The organism is Psychrobacter sp. PL15, assembly GCF_035984995.1.
Classification (GTDB): domain Bacteria; phylum Pseudomonadota; class Gammaproteobacteria; order Pseudomonadales; family Moraxellaceae; genus Psychrobacter.
This window is the reverse complement of the sequence record NZ_JAXCIB010000010.1, coordinates 31,174-52,644: the sequence shown is the minus strand read 5'-3', so window position 1 is coordinate 52,644 and position 21,471 is coordinate 31,174. Positions and strand designations below refer to the sequence as shown.

Annotated in this window: 15 protein-coding genes, 1 tRNA gene and 2 pseudogenes; 10 read left to right on the top strand and 8 right to left on the bottom strand. The window is 43.4% G+C overall.

Annotated elements, in window-relative coordinates; genetic code table 11:
- Positions 1-543 precede the first annotated feature (543 nt).
- Complete coding sequence (gene ppiC, locus RCH20_RS09715; protein ID WP_209956960.1) at positions 544-822, top strand: peptidylprolyl isomerase PpiC; 279 nt, start codon at positions 544-546, stop codon at positions 820-822.
- Between the two features lie 899 nt (positions 823-1,721).
- On the opposite strand, the gene RCH20_RS09710 is transcribed toward ppiC, so the two are convergent.
- Positions 1,722-1,796, bottom strand: a tRNA-Gly gene (locus tag RCH20_RS09710).
- A gap of 282 nt (positions 1,797-2,078) precedes the next feature.
- On the opposite strand from RCH20_RS09710, the gene RCH20_RS09705 reads away from it, so the two are divergent.
- On the top strand, positions 2,079-3,749 hold the full coding sequence (locus RCH20_RS09705) for an alpha-keto acid decarboxylase family protein (RefSeq protein ID WP_327193453.1): 1,671 nt from the start codon (positions 2,079-2,081) through the stop codon (positions 3,747-3,749).
- Positions 3,750-3,890: 141 nt separating this feature from the next.
- On the opposite strand, the gene RCH20_RS09700 is transcribed toward RCH20_RS09705, so the two are convergent.
- The 3 genes and pseudogenes from RCH20_RS09700 to RCH20_RS12515 form a co-directional block, all read right to left on the bottom strand.
- Positions 3,891-4,730, bottom strand: a complete 840-nt coding sequence (locus RCH20_RS09700) for a DUF5020 family protein (RefSeq protein WP_327193452.1) — start codon at positions 4,728-4,730, stop codon at positions 3,891-3,893.
- A gap of 515 nt (positions 4,731-5,245) precedes the next feature.
- Positions 5,246-5,692: pseudogene (locus tag RCH20_RS09695) on the bottom strand (IS5 family transposase); the annotation flags it as partial.
- A 392-nt stretch (positions 5,693-6,084) separates the two neighbouring features.
- A pseudogene (locus tag RCH20_RS12515) lies at positions 6,085-6,207 on the bottom strand (hypothetical protein); the annotation flags it as partial.
- A 208-nt stretch (positions 6,208-6,415) separates the two neighbouring features.
- Here RCH20_RS12515 and RCH20_RS09690 point away from each other — a divergent pair.
- The 7 genes from RCH20_RS09690 to RCH20_RS09660 all read left to right on the top strand — a co-directional run bounded on the left by RCH20_RS09690 (position 6,416) and on the right by RCH20_RS09660 (position 13,815).
- Positions 6,416-7,078, top strand: coding sequence for a cysteine hydrolase family protein (locus tag RCH20_RS09690; RefSeq protein ID WP_209956967.1), 663 nt, complete (start codon positions 6,416-6,418; stop codon positions 7,076-7,078).
- A gap of 90 nt (positions 7,079-7,168) precedes the next feature.
- On the top strand, positions 7,169-7,939 hold the full coding sequence (locus RCH20_RS09685) for a DUF2877 domain-containing protein (RefSeq protein WP_327193451.1): 771 nt from the start codon (positions 7,169-7,171) through the stop codon (positions 7,937-7,939).
- Between the two features lie 83 nt (positions 7,940-8,022).
- A complete protein-coding gene (fdrA, locus tag RCH20_RS09680; protein WP_327193450.1) occupies positions 8,023-9,561 on the top strand; it encodes an acyl-CoA synthetase FdrA in 1,539 nt (512 codons plus the stop codon).
- A 14-nt stretch (positions 9,562-9,575) separates the two neighbouring features.
- Positions 9,576-10,988 (top strand): DUF1116 domain-containing protein, encoded by a 1,413-nt coding sequence (locus RCH20_RS09675; RefSeq protein ID WP_209956970.1) that lies wholly within the window; start codon positions 9,576-9,578, stop codon positions 10,986-10,988.
- Positions 10,989-11,044: 56 nt separating this feature from the next.
- Complete coding sequence (locus RCH20_RS09670; RefSeq protein WP_209956971.1) at positions 11,045-11,998, top strand: carbamate kinase; 954 nt, start codon at positions 11,045-11,047, stop codon at positions 11,996-11,998.
- A 68-nt stretch (positions 11,999-12,066) separates the two neighbouring features.
- A complete protein-coding gene (locus tag RCH20_RS09665) occupies positions 12,067-12,447 on the top strand; it encodes an allophanate hydrolase-related protein (protein WP_209956972.1) in 381 nt (126 codons plus the stop codon).
- A 111-nt stretch (positions 12,448-12,558) separates the two neighbouring features.
- Positions 12,559-13,815 carry a cytosine permease gene (locus RCH20_RS09660; RefSeq protein WP_327193449.1) on the top strand — a complete coding sequence of 419 codons (1,257 nt, stop codon included), beginning with the start codon at positions 12,559-12,561 and terminating at the stop codon, positions 13,813-13,815.
- Between the two features lie 272 nt (positions 13,816-14,087).
- Here the strand turns inward: RCH20_RS09660 and bhcD are convergent, their stop codons facing one another.
- From bhcD to bhcA, 4 genes are all read right to left on the bottom strand, one after another.
- Complete coding sequence (gene bhcD, locus RCH20_RS09655) at positions 14,088-15,089, bottom strand: iminosuccinate reductase BhcD (protein WP_327193448.1); 1,002 nt, start codon at positions 15,087-15,089, stop codon at positions 14,088-14,090.
- A 174-nt stretch (positions 15,090-15,263) separates the two neighbouring features.
- On the bottom strand, positions 15,264-16,418 hold the full coding sequence (gene bhcC, locus RCH20_RS09650) for a 3-hydroxy-D-aspartate aldolase BhcC (RefSeq protein WP_209956976.1): 1,155 nt from the start codon (positions 16,416-16,418) through the stop codon (positions 15,264-15,266).
- A 139-nt stretch (positions 16,419-16,557) separates the two neighbouring features.
- Complete coding sequence (gene bhcB, locus RCH20_RS09645) at positions 16,558-17,538, bottom strand: beta-hydroxyaspartate dehydratase BhcB (RefSeq protein ID WP_327193447.1); 981 nt, start codon at positions 17,536-17,538, stop codon at positions 16,558-16,560.
- 96 nt (positions 17,539-17,634) lie between these two features.
- On the bottom strand, positions 17,635-18,798 hold the full coding sequence (bhcA, locus tag RCH20_RS09640) for an L-aspartate--glyoxylate aminotransferase BhcA (RefSeq protein WP_327193446.1): 1,164 nt from the start codon (positions 18,796-18,798) through the stop codon (positions 17,635-17,637).
- Between the two features lie 878 nt (positions 18,799-19,676).
- Here bhcA and RCH20_RS09635 point away from each other — a divergent pair.
- On the top strand, positions 19,677-21,308 hold the full coding sequence (locus tag RCH20_RS09635; protein ID WP_327193445.1) for an alkaline phosphatase: 1,632 nt from the start codon (positions 19,677-19,679) through the stop codon (positions 21,306-21,308).
- Positions 21,309-21,471 lie beyond the last annotated feature (163 nt).

Genomic DNA, 21,471 nt, shown 5'->3' with positions numbered 1-21,471 from the left:
AGAGGGCTTATTGAAAAAAGCGGAATAACGAAAAAGTCTCATAAGACTCAGTAGCCGAGTATGAGTAGAATAATTGAGAAGTATAAAGTTTGGAATCAATTGACTAGAAGTAGTCATAAAGAAATCTCCTATTGCTCTGTCTGTGCCAAATTGAAACGACACAGTCACCTTACAGAGCGAAAAGGAGTTGTGCGTTTTACCAGTCTTTGTTTTTCATCGCGCTGGAAGTAGCCTTAAACCCACGATGTTTTTTTATCATAACAAGCTGTTTATCATTTGTCAAAGAAGGTTGTCGTACTCTCTCAGGATGTTAAGTTTCCGACAATACCGAGGTGGCTCTCTGTGAAGTAATGAATTACTTCAGCCTTATTAAGCCTATGATGTAGGGGCAGCGACCCTCGACAGGTGCCAATCCTCATCCAAAGAATATCGCCTGTGTAGATAATGACTTTTGATGAAGTAGAGCATACAAATTAGGTTAGCAGCAAAAGTAAGTAGTGATATAATGCCGCGATAATCGATATTTTATGAAGGGTTTACATTATGGCTCGTACAGCTAGCGCATTACACATTTTAGTAAAACACAAAGAAGTGGCTGAGGACATTATTGCCAAGCTTAAAAAAGGTGCCCAGTTTGATGTGTTGGCTAAGAAACACTCAACCTGCCCATCAGGTAAAAAAGGCGGCAATTTAGGTGAGTTTAAACAAGGCCAAATGGTACCAGCATTTGATAAAGTCTGCTTCAGCGGCGAACTCTTCACCCCGCATTTAGTGAAAACCAAATTTGGCTGGCATGTGGTTAAAGTGCTTTATAGGACGTAAGAGTTAGAGTCGAAGCTTTTATTTTCTTTATATATCCGCCACAAAGCATTTTCACATACTGCACAAAACTAACTGTGTTTTGAACTTATATAAGAAATATCTGCAGGTAACTCAATCGGACCAATATAGACGCAGCACTTACATAGTAAATCGTTCAAGTAGGCATAACACTGAGGGCTCGTTTTAATTAGTAATTGAGCATTAATCTCATACTGTTTGCAAAGCGCCTGTACGTGTTTAATAAAGCTACCTTGACTATCGTATGCTCAGTAATCCTTACATATTCTTATACCGCGCGCGTTATGCGTCATATTGAGTTGCAGCTTTACACACACAACATGCTTCCGTTAATAGTAACAACCAGGTTGCGGTAATCGTTTATGAAGCTCACTTTGGAGCTTGTTGCTCGTATCTTTCACAAGTTAGCGGTTTTGAGTATTCAGTTGCTTTTGTATGCATACCTGCAGTGTCATATAATTATAAAAGCAAGTCTTAATGCCTAAAAAGCGTGCTAGATCTGAGCCAGGCTGAATGTAGAGCTTACAAATTAGCGTATTGGCAATAGCACTAGCATCTCTACTAATAGTGCTATTAGGCTTAAATTCAGCAAATAGTCTTTTATAATTATAATTAGTGATCTTCACAACGGTATTCCTTATCTATTCGTTTATGCTTGATAAGTTCGTCGCGTTTTGATCACGCTATGAATAATTTCAAAAGTGTTAAATGAGAAGAAAAAGTAGCGAGAATGGAATTTTTTTGCATCACTATTCTTAATAGGTGAAATTTTAGATTGGGTTCGTTTGTATAAAACCGCTATAACCCCCAAAATTAAGACAAAAAAAAGCCTCACTTCTTATAGTAAGAAGTGAGGCTTTTTGCTCTTGACGAGCCATATTTGGAGCGGGAAAAGAGATTCGAACTCTCGACCCCAACCTTGGCAAGGTTATGCTCTACCACTGAGCTATTCCCGCTGAATTATCAAATAGTTATAATTAGCAAGTAACTATCGTCTAGATGATGATGGCGTATTATACGCAGTTTTTATGACCTGTCAACAGCCACTATGCAAAAAACTAAAATTTAGCAAAATAGGCATGTCATCCTGCTATGAATGTATGATATAACAGATTGTTATAATAGGTATTCCAAAAGCTTTGAATCTAATAAGTAAGCTGAAATACTCTTTTATAATGACTCCCCATCACAGTTATAACGATGACTATTTATAACAATAAGCCTTAAGGATAAGCAATATGAGCCAAGAATACACTATCGCTGATTATTTATTTGAGCGTATCGCTGAGGCGGGCGCGACTGAAGTATTTGGTGTGCCTGGTGATTTTAACTTAACATTTTTAGATAACATCATTGCTTCTGATAAGCTACGCTGGGTAGGCAATACCAACGAGCTGAACGCAGGCTACGCTGCAGACGGTTATGCGCGTGAGCGCGGTTTTGCTGCGATGGTGACGACTTTTGGCGTAGGGGAGCTGTCTGCAATTAACGCTACTGCTGGCTCTTATGCTGAATATGCCCCGGTATTGCATGTGGTTGGGGCACCTGCTATGGCGCAACAGGCGAGCAAGCGCCGGATCCATCACTCGCTTGGTGACGGCGTGTTCAATCACTTTATCAAGATGGTAGAGCCAGTGACTGTGGCGCGTGCGCAAATCACTTCTGAAAATGCGGCCTCTGAGATAGATCGAGTGATTCGTATGGTGCTTAAAAAACACCGTCCAGGCTATCTGATGCTATCACCCGATGTAGCGCGTCTGCCCATTTATCCGCCGACAACTAAGCTCATTGATAGTACAGAGGATATTACCAGTCAAGCGGCCTTAGTCGACTTTAAGCAGGCGCTGATAGAGTTTTTACCGAATAAGACCACGACCTTGATGGCCGATTTAATGGTGCATCGTCTGGGACTACAAAACCAGCTTAAGGCTTTAATAGCCGACACTGAGATCCCCTATACGACGTTATCGTGGGGCAAGACCTTGCTGGATGAACATAGTGAACGTTGGGCAGGCACTTATGCTGGCGTGGCGTCACGTCCAGTGGTCAAAGATGCAGTTGAGAACTGTGAATGTTTGATTAAGATTGGGGTGCAATATACCGATACCACTACTGCTGGCTTTAGCCAAGACATTAATGAAGAGGTCGTGGTTGATTTGCATTACGAGCGCGCGACTATCAGTGGTCGGAACTTTGCGCCAATCGCGCTGAAAGATGCCTTGCAAGCGCTGCATGAAGTAATGACTTCTGGGATTAATATTGTGCCAAAGCCGTTATGTAAAAAGATAGAGCCGCATCAGCAAAAGGGTAAGGATGACGAGCCTATCCGTCAAGATGACTTATGGCATATTATTGCTGATCGCCTAGACCATAATAATCTGGTATTTGCGGAACAAGGCACCGCTTATTTCGGTATTAGCGATGTCCGTTTACCAGAAGGCGTGACTTGCTACGGACAACCCATGTGGGGCTCAATCGGTTATACCTTGCCTGCGAGTCTAGGCGGCGCTATTGCCTCTCCAGATAAGCGTAGTGTGCTACTGATTGGCGACGGTTCAGCCTTACTGACTATTCAAGAGATAGCCGTCATGATTCAAGAGCGTATTAATCCAGTTATTGTGCTGATTAACAATGATGGCTATACCGTTGAGCGCGCCATTCATGGTGAAAACCAACGTTATAACGACATCCCTAAGTGTAATTGGCAACTGATGCCGCAAGCATTTGGTGGTAATGAGGACAATACTCTACTGCTTAAGGTGGAAACAGCGGGCGAGTTAAAAGCCGCTCTGCTAAAGGCAGCAGCCACTACAGATAAAATGGTCATGCTAGAGGTGATCGCGGACAAACACGATATTCCGCCTTTATTGGCTGATATCAGTGCTGCATTGAAACCCTCCAAGGCCTAAAAGTTCTCGCATATTCTTACTGATAGGATTGTAAGCTGCCCATAAAATGTTAGATAGCAAAAAGCCCCGCTCAAACATCAAAGTTAGAGCGGGGCTTTTTATGTAAAAATAACTAAGCGCTGCAGACGGTTGGGATTTTACTTAAAAGTGGAATTTAACCAAGGCACTAGGCGCACTTTGTGTCTCGTCAGAACCGAATTTGTTTTTCCAGTAACTGTATTCCATGCCCACTTCTAAGCGATTATCAATACCCAATACTTTTTGTAGGTTATATTTTATTTGTGGATTGATATGAATGTTGTCTTTAATTTTATCGTTTTCACTGTTAAAAGAGTAATCAATATAACCGTCGATGACAAAGTTATTCTTCTCCCAACCATAGGTTAAGGTGATTTGTTGGTCATCTGAATTATTTTGGCTGTTAAATGCCTGGTATATAGAGGCAGACGCGTATTTCATATTCGGAATCGGTAAGTTCAGATCTGCACCGACGCCCACTAAATAGTTGTCTTGACTAAAGCCTTTGCCGTTTGAGCCAAACTCATACTGACCTGCCAAGTTAACTTGTTTGATAAGGCCAGTATCAAAGGTTGCAAGCTTAAGCTTAGGGGCAAGCTCACCATACGTTTCTTTAAACTCTTTAGTACCAATAACGTCTCCTTCATCATTTTTTAAATCATAATCATCGCCTTGGATACGATCAACGAAGAAGAATACGCCGCCCCAAGTATGAGTGGAAGCATGCTCTAGGGTCATGACCTTAAGAGTATTATCATCTAGATTAGGGGTTAATTTAAAGTTATCACCATATAGTCCAGTGATGCTGGTACCACCAAACAGCATTTTAGCGTGAGCACCAGTAGTCATGGTGCCTAAAGCAATGATAGCAACGGCGGCAGTGGTTAATGGCTTCATATAAGCCAGCTTAGCTTTAAATGATTTGGTAGAAGGTGGCAGGCTAGTAAGTAGATTTAAATGCACAGTAAAACTCCCTTTTGTACAGTCATTATATTCCCTAAAGTCGTAGCTATAGTGTCAGGTAAAAACTGGTTTTAACATCCTGTAAAAACGCGTCAGTACCATTAGGGAAAAACAGGTTTGGTTAAAAATAGGCGCTGCTGAAAGATAGTAGCTATCGTCTGCTAGAGGAGACAATCACTTAAAGTGGTGACGTGCTCCCACGACGATAACGTCAGTCGAACTGATAATTACACTAGTAACAAGATATTTATTAACGATTTGAAACAGTTAATCATAATTTAATGAGTCTAACAACTGTAATTTTTTCATAAATAAAGCCACAATATGTAGCGTTATCTTGCTAGTGTCATCTAAGATTATGATTTTATTCAGATAACTGACCATTTAGTCAGGTTTATTTATTTTGTACAGAGGGTGAAATAAAATTAAAATATATTAGGATCTGTTGAACATTGGGTATAAAACGATGGTAAAAAAATAGCAAACGAGTAGGGCCTGTTGAACATACAAGATCTAAGCCAGATATAAGCGCCAGCTAGCGCCACCGTATTCTCATAACTTTGTTTAAGTTTATCGTATCTGGTGGCCACTGCTCTGAACCGTTTTAAGTGTGCAAACGCATTTTCAACTAAATGGCGTATCTTATACAAGTCCCAATCCATATGATGGTTATCAGATTTTGTATTCTTCTTTCTAGGACTATTATCGAAGCTCCCTGCTTGTTTAATGTGCTCTCTTAGCGTGTCAGAGTCGTAGCCTTTATCGGCACATAAAATATCGGTATTGCTTAAATCTATCTTATCAACTAAATCTGGCGCGACTCTAACATCGTGAGTGGTGCCATCTGATAATATAAAGCTGATCGGGTTACCATGAGCATCGACTGCTAAGTGAATCTTGGTAGCACGACCTGCCACACTTTTACTGATGGCTTGATCCACTTCATTAACGCCACTGAGGTGCAAAGAGTTGGCTTGTCATTACATTACAGAGTGAGCTATTACTATCATAAGTCTGTGGTCTCCGTGAGAATCAGAAAATAGCAGCCAGCCTTGCATAAAGTCGGGAGAACGCTGGCAGGTATAGAAACGTACTCCATAAATCACTTCACTAAATCTCAGCAGCTAGGAGAAATAGAAAAGTATTTAGACCCTGTACGCCTCAGTCGACGGTTGCAATTCGAGGGTTGCAATTTTGTGTGCCTTTACACAAAGTGATGTCGACCGCCCTGCTGTACATAATGTTGCCTAGGATATGGCATTATTTTTAGAAGCGCTTTACATAGGCGGCGTAGATAGTGTTAGTATAAGGAAAACGGATTAGTATACTGCCCGTTTTTTTTAGTTTTTGATGCTTAAACAACTGAACGATAAGCTAAGTGACAATAACCTAAGTGACAATAACCTAAGTGACAATAACCTAAGTGACAATGACTTAAGTGACAATGACTTAAGTGACAATGACTTAAGTGACAATGACTTAAGTCACTGAGTTATTATCTAGCAGTAGGGCTAACTAGCCTAGTGTCGCGAGCTGTCGCTCAAAGCAGTTCACAGTAGTGAACACCGAGCTGCTTAAAGAACAATGACGGCTCAGTTTGAGCATTCACTCAAGTTTAGATATCATTTTAAGCTGATATAAAACATACTACTATTCTAACTTTACTATTATAAGGTTGTTAAATTATGACTAAATCATTCCAAGCCGAACCATTTGCCTTGAGCTTTGATCCAGAAACTACCGCGCTTGTCGTCATTGATATGCAGCGAGATTTTGTTGAGCCGGGTGGATTTGGTGAAGCGTTAGGTAACGATGTATCACTAGTACGCACTGCTATTGAACCTTGTGCCAAACTATTAAAAACCGCACGTGATATCGGGCTTATGGTTATCCATACTCGTGAAGGTCATCGTCCTGATCTAAGCGATTGCCCACCTGCCAAGCTTAATCGTGGCGGCAAAGCTTTTATTGGTGAAACAGGTCCAAAAGGCCGCATTCTTATTCGTGGTGAAGCTGGCCACGATACCATTCCAGAATTGTACCCTGTTGCTGGCGAGCCTGTTATCGACAAACCAGGTAAAGGTGCTTTTTATCAAACAGATTTGGAATTGATTCTACAAAATCGTAATATCAAGACCTTAATTGTTTGCGGTGTGACGACTGAAGTTTGCGTTAACACGACCGTTCGTGAAGCTAACGACCGTGGTTACGAGTGTATTATTCCTGAAGATTGCGTGGCTTCTTATTTCCCAGAGTTTCAAAAATCTACGCTTGAGATGATTAAAGCTCAAGGCGGTATTTTTGGTTGGGTATCTGATTCTGACAAGATTCTAGCAGCGCTTAAATAAACTATCAAAATCATGCTGGCACTGACTAAGGGATACCTTTGCCCAACGATGTCGTTTAATGGCAAAGTACACAGCGTTTTTCGGCGTTCGATGAACGTCACAACAGATCTTGTTGAAACGCCTTGGGTATCCCTTCTCGATAGCACATTACCAGCGACACCTACGGCTTATCAGTGCTATTTTGAGTCGCTAGGAGATTTGATAACTAGAGTTAAGGTGGGTGATGAGGTCTTTATGCGTGGTGGTATTATCCGTATAAAGTCCTCTATCATGCTAGCCGTAAACACCCTTACTGCGAGAGAATGGCAACAAGCGCCACCAGTGTCAGTACTTGATTGGGAAAAAGTTAAAAACAACCTTATTATCACTGAAAAAATATTAAGTGAACATCTATCAAAAAAAGAGCAGGTAGAGATAAGCTCTGTTGATAACTACATAGCCTATTTAGGTCTAACACTACCGAATTGTATTGAGCATTCCTCAAAAGAATTAGTTAAAAACATAGGTTTTGGTAAAGGACTCACTCCATCAGGGGATGATTTTTTAATCGGAGCTATGGCTGTATTATCAAGCTTAATGGGCATCAACCCAAAAGCTAAAATCATTTATCAGAATATGCAATCAGCAATACGGTTAAATATGGATAAGACTAATGACATTAGTGCCCATTATCTAGGCTTAGCATTATCTCGCCATTTTTCTTACCCCGTGCAATGGCTGGTATATTATTTATTGACCCAAGAAGAAGTCTCAGTTATCAACACAGCCGTTGTGACCAACCTTAGTATTGGTGCCAGTTCTGGCGCTGATACCATTGCTGGAATGCTGTACTTCCTAAATGAGCTGTATGGCCTAAATTAGAAATATTACATTGAAGAATATTGAATTAAAAATTCCTAAATCAATAACTACTGAATTAAAAACTTATATTAACAGGTACTTTCATGATCATTAAATATAAAAAATTTGAAAATCTATATCAAGATTCTGTATCCCTAATGCAAGTCTCAGCACGCCTCAATAAAATTGATGGCGTCGATGAAGCTTCTGTTGCGATGGGTACTGAAGCTAATATTGCGCGTATGACTGACGCCGGTTTTGGCACCGATATCGTCGCCAAGCCTAATGATCTCGTGGTTGCTGTCAGAGGCGAAGAAGCGGCATGTAACGAAGCCATTGACGTTGCTTACGAGGCATTAACTGCAAAACCAGATGCGGGTGATGACGGTCAACAATTCTCACAACCCTTGACTAGCTTTGCCCTTGGGGTGGATCAACATCCTGACGCCAACTTAGCGCTAATATCTGTGCCGGGAGAATATGCAACGGCAGAAGCTATGAAAGCGTTGAATCTTGGGTTAAATGTGATGATGTTCAGCGACAATGTATCCGTTGCAGATGAACGTGCAATCAAAGATTTGGCGCAACAAAAAGAGCTTATGGTAATGGGTCCTGATTGTGGTACTGCTATTATCAATGGTATTCCTTTAGGGTTTGCTAACGTCGTTCGTCGCGGTGCAATCGGGGTGGTAGCGGCATCAGGCACTGGACTACAAGAAGCCACTTGCCGTGTTCATCAATTAGGTGAGGGTATATCACAAGCCTTAGGCACAGGTGGTCATGATCTGCATCAAGACGTTGGCGGCATCTCTATGCTGCAGGGTCTACGCGCGCTTGCTGATGATTCAGAGACGAAAGTCATTGTACTCATCTCAAAGCCACCAGCCAAAGCTATTGCAGAGCGAATTTTAGAAGCCGCTTCAAAGGTAAGCAAACCAGTTGTGGTGCATTTCCTTGGCGCTACAGACAGTAATACAGCACTCAATAATATACAGTTTGCTCATTCATTGGCTCATTCGGCCGAAGTGGCTGTTGCTGTGTTAAATGACCAAGCAATTCCTGCTGTGCAAACTGAACCAAAAGATAATTCTGTATTAGCGGGACTGGCCACTTCTTTAGCGCCAACTCAGCGCTATATTCGAGGCGTATTTGCTGGCGGAACTTTTTGTTTCGAAGCGCAAATTATTGCCGACCAATATGGCCTAAAAGCTTACTCCAATACACCCATTGCAGGCAATAGCCTACTTGATGATGTGTGGAGCAGCCAGCAGCATACTATCGTAGATTTAGGCGATGACGATTTTACCCAAGGTAAACCGCATCCAATGATTGACCCCACTTTGCGTAACGAAAGAATTTTACAAGATGCTCAAGATCCTGATACCGCCGTTATTTTATTTGATGTGGTCTTAGGTTATGGTGCATCAGAGACGCCAGTAGCTGATCTGCTTGATATTATTGCGCAAGTTCGCCGTGATTCTGCAACTCAACCGGTATTTATCGCTCATGTATGTGGTACAGATTTAGACCCACAATCGTGCGACTTGATTCGTGCCTCGTTGACGACAGCAGAGGTGTTAATTGCCGATAGCAATGCCGATGCTGCACACCTTGCTGCTCAATTTGTTTCTCAACTTAGCTAAATTAGGACATTCCAATGAAAGAGCTCTTTAATCAGAAATTAATCGTCCTCAACGCAGGCCTAGCAAGTTTTGCGTCTAATATTGAACGTGCCGGCGGTGAAGCTATCGCTATGAATTGGCAACCACCAGCAGGCGGGGATCGCACAGGCGGCCTTGCCCTAGCTGGATTACTCAATCAAGCAGATATTGAATTGGCAAACCAAACTGCCATGGAGCGCTACTTAACAGCACAGCCAATGTTAGTAGACGTCATGCTCGCAGGCGAAGCAATTCCTACCCTTGCTACCAAAAAACTAATCCTACATGCAGGTCCTCCTATTGCATGGGAAGATATGTGTGGTCCGGTTCAAGGCGCTATCTTAGGTGCTATTTTATTTGAAAAATGGGCTGAAGATATTGAGCAAGCCGAAGCACTCGTACACACCGGCGACGTTTTATTCGAGCCTTGCCATCATTATGATGCTGTAGGCCCAATGGCCGGTATTATCAGTCGCTCAATGCCATTATGGGTCATCGAAAACCCTAACAGTGATAATGAGCGAGTTTACAGTAACTTCAATGAAGGGCTGGGTAAAGTATTGCGCTTTGGTGCCAATAACCCAGTGGTCATTGAACGTTTAGAGTGGATGGGCACTGAGCTTGCAGAAGCGATGAAAGCCATGCTAGTACAATCAGGTCCGATAGAATTAAAGCCTATTATGGCTCAAGCTTTGCACATGGGCGATGAGGTACATAATCGTAACGCCGCTGCAACGGGTCTGTTATTGAAACAGCTTTTGCCAGCTTTACTTAAGACTTCATTGCCAAAAGAGCAAGTACAAAGAGTCCTGGAATTTATTACCGCTAATGATCATTTCTTCCTAAACTTATCAATGGCGGCATGTAAAAGCATGCTCAAAGCGGCCGAAAACATCACCAATAGTACAATGGTGACCGTCATGGCTCGTAATGGCGTCAATTTCGGTATTCGTCTCTCAGGTACTGGTGACACTTGGTTTGAAGCGCCAGCCAATCCAGTTGATGGTCTGTTCTTCCCAGGTTATGGCATTGAAGATGCCGCAGCCGATTTGGGTGACAGCGCTATCACTGAAACCGCTGGCGTGGGCGGCTTTGCTATGGCCTCGTCACCAGCAATTGTAAAATTCGTTGGTGGAACGCCAATTGATGCCACCAATAATAGCCGCTCCATGCAGGCCATCACTTTAGGTGGCAATCCAGCCTTTACTTTACCTGCGCTTAATTTTGCACCAACAGCCGCTGGTATTGACGCACGCAAGGTTGTCGATCACTCAGTGTTACCGATTATCAACACAGGTATCGCTCATAAACAAGCGGGTGTGGGCCAAATCGGAGCTGGTATCACAACGGCACCCATGCAATGCTTTGTTGATGCTTTAGAAGCCTTTGCCACTCAACGCAATCACTAAAAAATACAATCACTAAAAAATACAGTTACTAAAAAATACAGTTACTAGGAATTAATATGACTAAAAAACCTTTAGCGGTTGTCGCTTTTGGCGGCAATGCACTGATTGAAAATGACGACCACAACTCAATCAATGATCAGTATAAAACAGTCACTAATAACGTCAGTTACCTAATCGATCTAATTGAACGCGGTTTTGACTTGGTCTTGACTCATGGAAACGGCCCACAAGTTGGTTTTATCTTGTACCGCTCAGAGCTGGCCGCTTATAAAGTCAATCCCGTCCCGATTGATTACGCCGTTGGTGATACCCAAGGTGCGATCGGCTATATGTTTCAAAAGGCCTTAAATAATGAGATGCGCCGCCGCGGTATGACCCGTCCAGTGGTGACCTTAGTGACACAAACCCTAGTTGATATCAACGATCCTGCCTTTGAAAATCCAAGTAAGCCTATTGGATCTTTTATGGATAAAGAGACGGCGGAAAAATGTGCCAGCGAGCTTGGCTGGCACATTATGGAGGACTCAGGTCGCGGCTGGCGTCGTTGCATAGCCAGTCCAAGTCCAAAAGAGATTATTGAATCTGGCAGCATTAAAACCTTACTTGATAGTGGCACGCTAGTGATTGCAGCTGGTGGTGGTGGTATTCCAGTTGAGCGCAATGCTAGCGGTGACTTGGTAGGGGTTGAAGCGGTCATCGATAAAGATGTGGCCACAGCCATGCTAGCAAAAGAATTACAAGCTGACTTGTTGATCATTCCGACTGGTGTTGAAAAGGTCGCTATTAACTTTGGTACCGCAGAGCAGGAGTGGTTAGACGAGCTCAGCCCAGCCAAGGCCAAAAAATTAAGCGAAGAAGGTCAATTCGGTGAAGGCTCAATGAAACCTAAAGTCGATGCTTTGTTGATGTTCTTAGAAGGCAATCCTAAAGGGGCAGGCCTGATCACCAAACCTGGCACTGTTATCAAGGCTATTGATGGTGAAACCGGTACTTGGATCCGCAATAATTAATTATTTAAGTTCAGTATTTATTTAAATCCGGTATGACCGGAGCAACGTTTATTTATGGAGTAAATTTTATGTCCAACACCGCCCTTTTAGCAGTAAACGGCACCTTGATGCGCGATCTTGAGCTCAACCCAAATTTATTGAATGTGGGTGCCACATTCATTCGCGAAGACAAAACAGATAAGCATTATCGTCTATGGACCATCAATGATGCTCATCCTGCTATGATTCGCACACTTGAAGAGAACAACAGTGTTGATCTTGAAATATGGGAATTACCAATGGCAGCCTTTGCCTCAGTATTGAGCAATGAGCCTGCAGGGCTTACTATTGGTAAAGTTAAACTGGCCGATGGCACAGAATTGCTTGGTGTCTTAGGTGAGTCATGGCTCGTTGAAGGGCAACGTGAAATCACTGAAACTGGCGGCTGGCGCAACTATACCAAGTTATAAATCATTAACGCATAAATCGAGATGTAAAAGAATGTCCGTATAAAATTTTTTATACGGACATTCTTGGAAACTCTTTAACCGCATTCAGTTTCGAATTTAAGGCGTGATAATATGAGTAGCAGAAACAATACGGAACAATCTGATACCGCCTCCGGTGTTCAAATAGCAATAATCCTTTTGGGTATTTTGGTTACCCCACTTTTGCTAGCATCATCGAACCTTGGTAGCCAGCTGACATTAGGGTCAGCAGCGCTGGTCATTGCTGTCGGTAGTTTAATTCTAACCGTTCTTGCTGTAATCAACATTATTATTGGTGAAAAAGCGCGCTTACCTACTTATGGTATTGTAAAATACTCATTCGGTAGTAAAGGAGCTAATGCCATCAATGTCATTATGGCCATTAGTCTATTTGGTTGGATAGCTGTGACCGCCAATATGTTTGGCAATAGTCTACAAAATCTTTTAATAACTCAGTTCCAGCTTGATTTGCCTTTTCCACTCATCGTAGCCTTCGGCTGTGTTATTTTTGTGGCCTCTACTGCTTTTGGTTTTGAAGCTTTGGGCAAGGTGTCGAAATTTGCAGTGCCCATTATCGTGCTACTGATGCTAGTGATTTTATATATGTCACTAACATCTTCTGTGGCTGTGGTAGAAAAGGTCAGTACTTTAAGCTTTGGTGCCGCGGTCTCTTCAGTGGTAGGTACCATCATAGTATTGGTTGCCACCTCTCCTGACTTTGGTAGCTTTGTGCGTAACCGTAAACATGCCATAATGGCCGCCGTTTTGACTTTTGGTGTGGCTTATCCTGTGCTATTTTTAATAGGGGCAATACCGGGCTCGCTTACCTCTGAGGACTCGTTATTATCAGCCATGGCGATTATCGGCACGACGTTACCGGCTGCTATTTTGCTAGTATTTGCTTGTATTACCGGCAATGCGGGTAATATGTTCCAAGGTACATTAGTGCTATCAACCTTATTCACTAAGTTTCCCAAATGGCAAATCACCGTTACTCTAGGTATCTTAGCAGTCATAGTAGGTAGTATGGATATCTTGACGTGGTTCATCCCGTTCTTACTATTTCTTGGGATTGCAACGCCGCCCATAGCTGGTATTTACATTGCTGACTTCTTTATCAACCGCCAAGATGGTTATGATGAGGCGAGCCTGGAAAAAGATCCTGCAATCAAACCGTTAACTTTCGTGGCTTGGGTTGTGGGCTCATTTATTGGCTTTTGTACTGTAAATGGCTGGTTTACTTTATCTGGTATCCCATCACTAGATTCTCTTCTGATTGCTTCTATAGGCTATTTTATCTTCACTAAGATGGGTAGTAAAACTTCTCAGAAGACAAATAGTAACGCCTAAGTTTTTAAGTTCGATCTTACAAGTTCATTTGTAATTAAGTCTAAACTTATTAAAAGTTAAACAAAATGCCCCATCTTATTAGATGGGGCATTTTTTTAAGTTAGTTGTTTGTTTCCATACGCTTAAACTGCCAAATATCAATGAGGTTGTTACCACTATAGTCAATGAAAAGTAATATCGATGCAGCACAGATCATCCTATACTCATCACAAAAAAACAGCCAAATAAATGAGTTATTTGGCTGTTTTAAAATAAAATGATTGGTCTAATAATTATAACGAGATTTGCTGGGCTTTACCTTTTTCTAGAGCGAGCTTGGCAGCAACGGAGGCAATCGCTAGATCTTGTAAGCCAACACCTGTACCATCAAAAAGTGTAATCTCATCAGCCGATGTACGGCCTGCATGCTTACCATTGATCACATCACCAATCGTTATAATCGCATCTTCTTTGATGGTGCCAGCAGCAATTGCGTGCTGTGTTTCACCCAGACTAATCGATTGTGCGACTTCGTCAGTGAATACCGTGGCAACTGCCATCAGATCAGCATCAACTTCTTGCTTACCTTTAGTATCGGTGCCCATACAGGCAATATGCGTACCGGGTTTGATCCACTCTTTCATAAGCAGCGGCTCAAACGCCGAAGTAATGGTAATGATCACGTCAGCTTCTGCACATAATTGTTCACGTTCAACGGCCTCAAACGGTACGCCTAATTCTTCAGCGACTGCTTGTAGGTTTTTGAGACGATCTTTATTCTTATTCCAAGCGACTACTTTTTTAAAGTCGCGTTGCTCAAGAGCGGCGCGCAGCTGAAAAGTAGACTGATGACCGGCGCCGACCATACCCAGTACTGTGCTGTCTTTGCGGGCTAGATGGGCAATCGATACCGCAGATGCTGCTGCAGTACGTACGGCCGTTAAGTAATTGCCACCCACTAATGCACGCAATTTACCGTTATCGGGATCAAACAAAAAGATCGTTGATTGATGGTTGGTCAAGCCTTTAGCCGCATTGCCCGGCCAATAACCTCCTGATTTAAGACCCAGTGCTTTACCCGCACGGTCAAAGCCAGATTTAAAGCCATATAGTGCATCAGCATAGCCAATGGCTTCGCGGATAACCGGAAAGTTATAAGCATCACCTTGCGACATCGCCGCAAAAACATCTTCAACTGCGCTAAACGCAGAAGCACGATCAATCACTGACTTACAAGCGTCTTCTGATACGATTAGTAGACCGCCTTCATTATTAATATTGTTTTCCTCACTCATTGTAAATTCCTTTTTAGTGCGCAACTTTCAATACAATATGGGCTGGCTTTTTTAGCATATAGACTGGCAATCTTAGCCCAGCCAATCGTAATAATTCACGAAAGATGCTGGGGCTATATTTATAGCCCTGGCCACAACCCATTGCAAAAATTATAATATCGAGTGTAGAGTTTTTTAGTACATTTTACCACGTGCAGATACTGGCCATACGGTTTCGACTTTACCGTTACGTACGCCCACATACCAATCGTGAACATTACAGGTTGGGTCACAGTGACCAGGTACCAGCTTGAGCTTTTCATTTACTTTAAGCACGCCATGAGGATCGCTTACCACACCATGTTCGTCCGAGCATTTAACATATTCAACATCGTCGCGGCCATAGATAAATGGCAGACCACTATCGACTGATTGAGCTTTTAGACCGGCATCAACAATCGCTTTATCTGTTTTAGCGTGACTCATAACAGAGGTTAGAAGAAATAACGCGTTCTCCCACTCATTTTTATCAATACGGTTGCCGTCTTCATCTAAAATACGGCCATAATCCGCATCCATAAACGCGTAAGAACCACATTGTAATTCATTATAAACGCCTGAATTACTTTCGAAATAGTAACTGCCGGTACCGCCACCTGAGACAAACTCTGGCTTTAAACCGATTTCTGTCAGCGCATCAACGGCATCTTTGACTTGAGCAACTGAAATTTTGGTCTTGGCTTGACGGTCACTATAGCTGTCCATATGCTGCATTGCGCCTTGATAGGCTTGGATACCCTTGAAATGGATATTGTCCGCAGCATCGATGGCTTTGGCGATATCGACCACAGCTTGGGTAGTAGTAACGCCACAACGTCCAGCGCCACAATCGATTTCGATAAAGCAATTAAGTTCAGTGCCGTTTCTAGTCGCCGCTTCTGATAACTCAGCAACGTTGTCTAGGTCATCGACACAGACCGTGATGGTTGAGCCCATCTTAGGCAGTTTTGCTAGGCGATCAAGTTTGGCAGGCTCGCGCACTTGGTTTGATATCAATACGTCCTTGATACCACCGCGCACAAATACTTCGGCTTCAGATACTTTCTGACAGCAAACACCGGCAGCGCCGCCAAGTCTTTCTTGCAGTTTTTGTACATCAACCGATTTGTGCATTTTACCGTGACTACGGTGACGCATATTATGCGCTTTAGCATAATCACCCATTTTTTTGATATTGCGCTCAAGGGCGTCTAAATCCAATATCAAGCAAGGGGTTTGAATGTCGGCTTCATCCATACCAACAGATGCGGGTACGTTATAACCTACTTCTAATTCAGCAGCAATTGTCATTTTAAGTCTTCCATGTTGTTAGTTAGTTTTATTTCATTAATGGTATAAAAGCAGTTTAAATTTGCGCATAACGTGCGCTTAATTAACGCCTGATTTTCGTATGGTTGATATTTAGTTTCTGATGTTTAATGACTGATATTTAGTTCCATGGCAGTTTGTCAAGATCGACGTTACCACCAGTGATAATGATGCCAACCGTTTTTCCTGCAAATAGGTCTTTGTTCTTTAAAATAACGGCAAGTGGCACAGCACAGCTTGGCTCAATGACGATTTTCATATGTCGCCATGTTAATTTCATGGCTTCAATAATTTCTTCTTCGGTCGCGGTCAAAATATCAGTTACGTAGTTGCTGACAAAGTGCCAGGTCAAATCTTTAAGCGGTACTTTTAAGCCATCAGCGATGGTGTCGGGGGCGTCATCAGCGATGATATGACCAGCTTTTAGTGAGCGTGCAGCATCGTCAGCGTTTACGGGCTCTGCTGCATATATTTTAACGTCAGGGGCTAGGTTTGATAAGGTCAAGCATGTCCCTGATATCATGCCACCACCGCCGATTGGAGCAACAACCATATCGGGGTTTTTATCGAGCTCTTGCATTTGCTCTAAAAACTCACGTGAACAGGTGGCCTGTCCTGCGATTACTCTTGGGTCATTATATGGATGGACAAAGTCGCCACCAGTTTCTGCTTGAACCTTAGCAAACACTTCTTCGCGTGAGGTAGTTGATGGCTCACATTCGGTAATAATACCGCCATAACCACGTACCGCCGCTTTTTTAGCTTCTGGCGCGTTATGTGGCATCACTACATGACAGGGCACGCCGCGTCGGCCAGCGGCATAAGATAAAGACAATGCATGGTTGCCTGAACTGTGCGTACATACACCGTTTTTTGCCGCTTCTTCAGAGAGACCAAACACCGCATTTGAGGCACCGCGCACTTTAAAGGCACCGGCTTTTTGGAAGTTCTCACATTTAAAAAACATCTCACAGCCCGCCATCTCGTTTAAAAACTGCGAGGTCAAAACAGGGGTGCGATGAATGTATGGCTTGATGCGCTCATGAGCTTCTAGCATATCGTCAAGGGTTGGGATCGTTAATCCATCGTTATTTGTTATCATAAAAAATACCCCTTAATTTTTATTGTTGAGTTGCTTATTTATCTGCTTGTTTATCTATTTGGTTACTTATATCAGTTACTTTTAGTTGTTTTTTACTTAATGATTGCGGTAATACTCTTGCGCCGCAGCGACACCTTGACCCAGTTTGATAGGATAGTCCAAATCAACCATCGCCATCTCAATGGCTGCCAGCCCTGATAACATGATTACCTCAGTGAGTGAGCCTAGATGTCCAATTCTAAACGCTCTGCCATTCATCTCACCCAAGCCGACCCCAAAAGATACACCATATTTATTAAAGGCATGATCGGTTAGCGCGTTACTATCAAATCCTTCAGGGACATAGATAGCGCTTACTGTATTAGAGTAAAGATCGGGTGATGCTGCACATAATGTAAGCCCCCATGCGCTAACGGCTTGGCGTACGCCTTCTGCTATGCGGTGATGGCGCGCATAAACATTTTCGAGCCCTTCTTCAAACAACATATCGAGACTGGCTCTTAGACCATGAATCAGCTGAGACGGTGGCGTATAAGGAAAGCCACCATTAGCGTTCGCCTTTAGCATGTCGCGAAAGTCAAAATAGGTACGGGGTAATTTTGCCTGATCCATCATGCTCAGTGCTTTTTGGCTAACCCCTAATATGGCCATACCCGTTGCGAGCATAAAACCCTTTTGCGAGCCCGCTACCGCCACATCAACACCCCAGGCATCCATCTCAAAAGGAACACAAGCAATTGAGCTCACTCCATCAACGAATAAAAGTGCAGGATGATCAGCACTGTCCATAGCGTTACGAGCAGCGCCAATGTCACTTAATACCCCAGTCGCCGTTTCATTATGTGTCACCAGCAGTGCTTTTATCTCATGCTCGGTGTCTGCACTTAAAATGGCCTGAAATTGATCAGCAGGCGCACCAGTGCCCCAAGGACATTCAATGACTTGCACATCGAGTCCATGACGCTGACACATATCAATCCAGCGATGAGAAAACATACCGTAGCGTGCAACTAGAACTTTATCACCAGGGGATAGGGTATTAGTGATAGCTGCTTCCCAGCCTGCTGTTCCGCTAGCGGTGAACATAATGATTTCACCGTCTTGCGTTTTAAATACTTTTTTAGCATCAGCCAGTACGGGTAACAAAGTATTTGAGAAACTAGGGGAACGGTGATCTTGAGTGGGCACGTTCATCGCGTGGCGTAGTCTGTCTGGTATATTGGTAGGACCAGGAATGAAAACTGGGTTTTGTAGCGACATGAGTTACATCCTTGTAAGTGTGCATAAAGGTGGCACAAAGAATTATATATGTAGTTTGTCAGGCAGATTTAGTGCAAGAGTCTTCCTGACTCATACAGTTGTATTTTTTGTGTTTTGTAGTTTTTAAACATTAACCATGTCAAGAGAAAGGGGTTGCAGGTGATTTATCACTCTACTGCTTACGGCTTTCTTTTTATGGCATTTCTTGCGGTAACTATTTTACGAAGGATAGATCAAGAGGTTTTGGTTGAAAAGTGTAGATACTCACCAACTGATTAAAATATAGCATTAACCGCAAGTTGTAACAAGTTATTTTTTAATATGTCAGTAAACTTGCCTCAGCATGAGGCTATTTTAAATAAGTTTATTCTAAACTGTCCTCAACTATTGCAGTGACTACTTTGCTTAGATGGTCGACATTGATATTACCTATCCTTCTGTGCTTTAACAGAGGGGTAATTCATAATTACTATATCGTTTATCTATACTATTTATCTATACCTAACCAACTTACTGCCCACTAATCCTATTAACGAGCTTTCACCCATTAATACTATCTTTTGACTCAGCCAATCGGGATTGAGTGGCTGAAATATTGTAACGGAATTGTGTTAGTGTGTTCGTTTTAACTTCTCCTCCTTGCAATGAGGATTTATTTCGATAAGGAAGTTACTAGGAAAAATAGTATGAGTTCAACTAGCCCTGAAGGGCGCGCACTTCACAAAGGTTTGCGTAAAAAAGCCATGTCTACTAATCCTGATGGAGGTAGAGAACAGTCAAATCACAGGCCATGCTAGGTAAACATCTGGACGACAGCTAAGGCGGTAATAGCCGCACCCAAATAGCCATAAAAACACTAACCGTAAAAGGATTTGAGTATGAACGTTCGTAAAGCCACGGCAGTAGCAGGGCTGGTCACAAGCTACTTCATGCTGACAGCGTGTGCAACCATGCAATCCGCACCGCAAGCAATGCAATCCGCGCCAGAAAAAGCCAAAAACGTCATTATGATCATCGGCGATGGAATGGGCCCACAACAAGTTGGCCTACTATTGGCGTACGCCAAGCAGGCGCCAAATTCGGTAATCACTGATGGCATCACGGCGTTTGATCGGATCGCTGCCAATGGCCGTATGGGTATTTCTATGACCCACGCTAACAACAACCTAGTGGTCGACTCCGCTGCTTCCGCCACACAATTGGCAACCGGTCAGCTAGCCGGTGCTGAGATGGTTGGCACGAATAAAGACGGTAACAGCGCAGAAAGCATACTGGAAAAGGCCAAAAAACTAGGCAAATCCACTGGGTTGGTGTCTGACACCCGCATTACCCATGCAACCCCGGCCGGCTTTGCCGCGCACCAGAGCCACCGCAGCATGGAAAATGAAATTGCTGTAGACCTGCTGAACAACAACGTAGATGTCATGCTGTCCGGCGGCTTGCGTTACTGGATCCCCGAATCCGCCAATGACGAGCAATCAGCTACCCGCCAAGAACTAGAAGTGCTGTCCGAAGGCAGCGTGCGCATCAAATCCAAGCGTAAGGACAACCGCAACCTAATCGCCGAAGCACAGCAGAAGAATTATGATTTAGCGTTCAACCGCTCGCAGATGGAAAAGGCCAATGGCAAAATGCTAGGCCTGTTTGCTTACTCATCGTTGCCAAACGCCATCACCGAGCACCAAACTAAGAACGACCCAGCGCGCACTATACCAACGCTGAAAGAGATGTCAGAAAAGGCGATTGGCTCGTTATCCCAAAACGACGAAGGTTTCTTCTTAATGATCGAAGCTGGGCAAATCGATTGGGCCGGGCATTACAACGACACCGGCACCATGCTGCACGAAATGCTGCGGTTGAACGAAACGCTCAATTACGTACTGGACTGGGCGGAAGGCCGTGACGACACACTGATTGTGGTGACTGCCGATCACGAAACCGGTGGTTTTGGCTTCAGCTACTCCGCCAACGATCTACCCCACGGACGTGACCTACCGGGCGATGTGTTCAAAGAGCAACAGTTCAAACCGAGCTTCAACTTCGGCGACGTAGCAACTCTTGACACACTGTACGAGCAGAAGTCCTCTTACGGTGATATCTTCTATAGCCAGTTCGACGCGCTGGATAAAGACCAGCAAACACCTGCCAGCTTGGCTCGCATTGTCAACGCCGAAACCGGCTTCGACATCACTGAAGCCCAAGCTGCGCGCGTGCTCGTAACCGAGGACAATCCTTTCTACACCGAAGGTCACCCTTACCTGAGCACCCAAACCGTTCCAAAAATGGACGTTAACGGCGCCTTCTTCGTTTACCAAACTGACGACAACCGTCAGAACCTGCTGGCTCGCGAAGTGGCCGAGCAGCAAAACGTAGTCTGGGCCACCGGCAGCCACACCAACACACCGGTACTGGTATTCACTCAAGGCCCGGGAGACACTACTGAACCCTTCGGCAAAGTGCTGCATCACACAGAAGTAGGTCAGCACGCTATTGAAGCACTAGAAGACTAACACCCGCTTGGTGATCTAATCGGCCTTCGATACTTATCGGGGGCCGTTCTACTTTTAGTACCCTTCTTATCAACAACATCAACTGCTTATCAACAACGTCACCTAAAAAAACGGCTAAATATAAAAAGGCTGCACTTTCCGATTTGAATTCTACGCGATTGAT

What these genes read in the sequence shown, in the direction of transcription:
- ppiC (WP_209956960.1), top strand. Translation starts at nt 544, where the DNA reads ATGGCTCGTACAGCTAGCGCATTACACATTTTAGTAAAACACAAAGAA.
- RCH20_RS09705 (WP_327193453.1), top strand. Translation starts at nt 2,079, where the DNA reads ATGAGCCAAGAATACACTATCGCTGATTATTTATTTGAGCGTATCGCT.
- RCH20_RS09690 (WP_209956967.1), top strand. Translation starts at nt 6,416, where the DNA reads ATGACTAAATCATTCCAAGCCGAACCATTTGCCTTGAGCTTTGATCCA.
- RCH20_RS09685 (WP_327193451.1), top strand. Translation starts at nt 7,169, where the DNA reads ATGAACGTCACAACAGATCTTGTTGAAACGCCTTGGGTATCCCTTCTC.
- fdrA (WP_327193450.1), top strand. Translation starts at nt 8,023, where the DNA reads ATGATCATTAAATATAAAAAATTTGAAAATCTATATCAAGATTCTGTA.
- RCH20_RS09675 (WP_209956970.1), top strand. Translation starts at nt 9,576, where the DNA reads ATGAAAGAGCTCTTTAATCAGAAATTAATCGTCCTCAACGCAGGCCTA.
- RCH20_RS09670 (WP_209956971.1), top strand. Translation starts at nt 11,045, where the DNA reads ATGACTAAAAAACCTTTAGCGGTTGTCGCTTTTGGCGGCAATGCACTG.
- RCH20_RS09665 (WP_209956972.1), top strand. Translation starts at nt 12,067, where the DNA reads ATGTCCAACACCGCCCTTTTAGCAGTAAACGGCACCTTGATGCGCGAT.
- RCH20_RS09660 (WP_327193449.1), top strand. Translation starts at nt 12,559, where the DNA reads ATGAGTAGCAGAAACAATACGGAACAATCTGATACCGCCTCCGGTGTT.
- bhcD (WP_327193448.1), bottom strand. Translation starts at nt 15,089, where the DNA reads ATGAGTGAGGAAAACAATATTAATAATGAAGGCGGTCTACTAATCGTA.
- bhcC (WP_209956976.1), bottom strand. Translation starts at nt 16,418, where the DNA reads ATGACAATTGCTGCTGAATTAGAAGTAGGTTATAACGTACCCGCATCT.
- bhcB (WP_327193447.1), bottom strand. Translation starts at nt 17,538, where the DNA reads ATGATAACAAATAACGATGGATTAACGATCCCAACCCTTGACGATATG.
- bhcA (WP_327193446.1), bottom strand. Translation starts at nt 18,798, where the DNA reads ATGTCGCTACAAAACCCAGTTTTCATTCCTGGTCCTACCAATATACCA.
- RCH20_RS09635 (WP_327193445.1), top strand. Translation starts at nt 19,677, where the DNA reads ATGAACGTTCGTAAAGCCACGGCAGTAGCAGGGCTGGTCACAAGCTAC.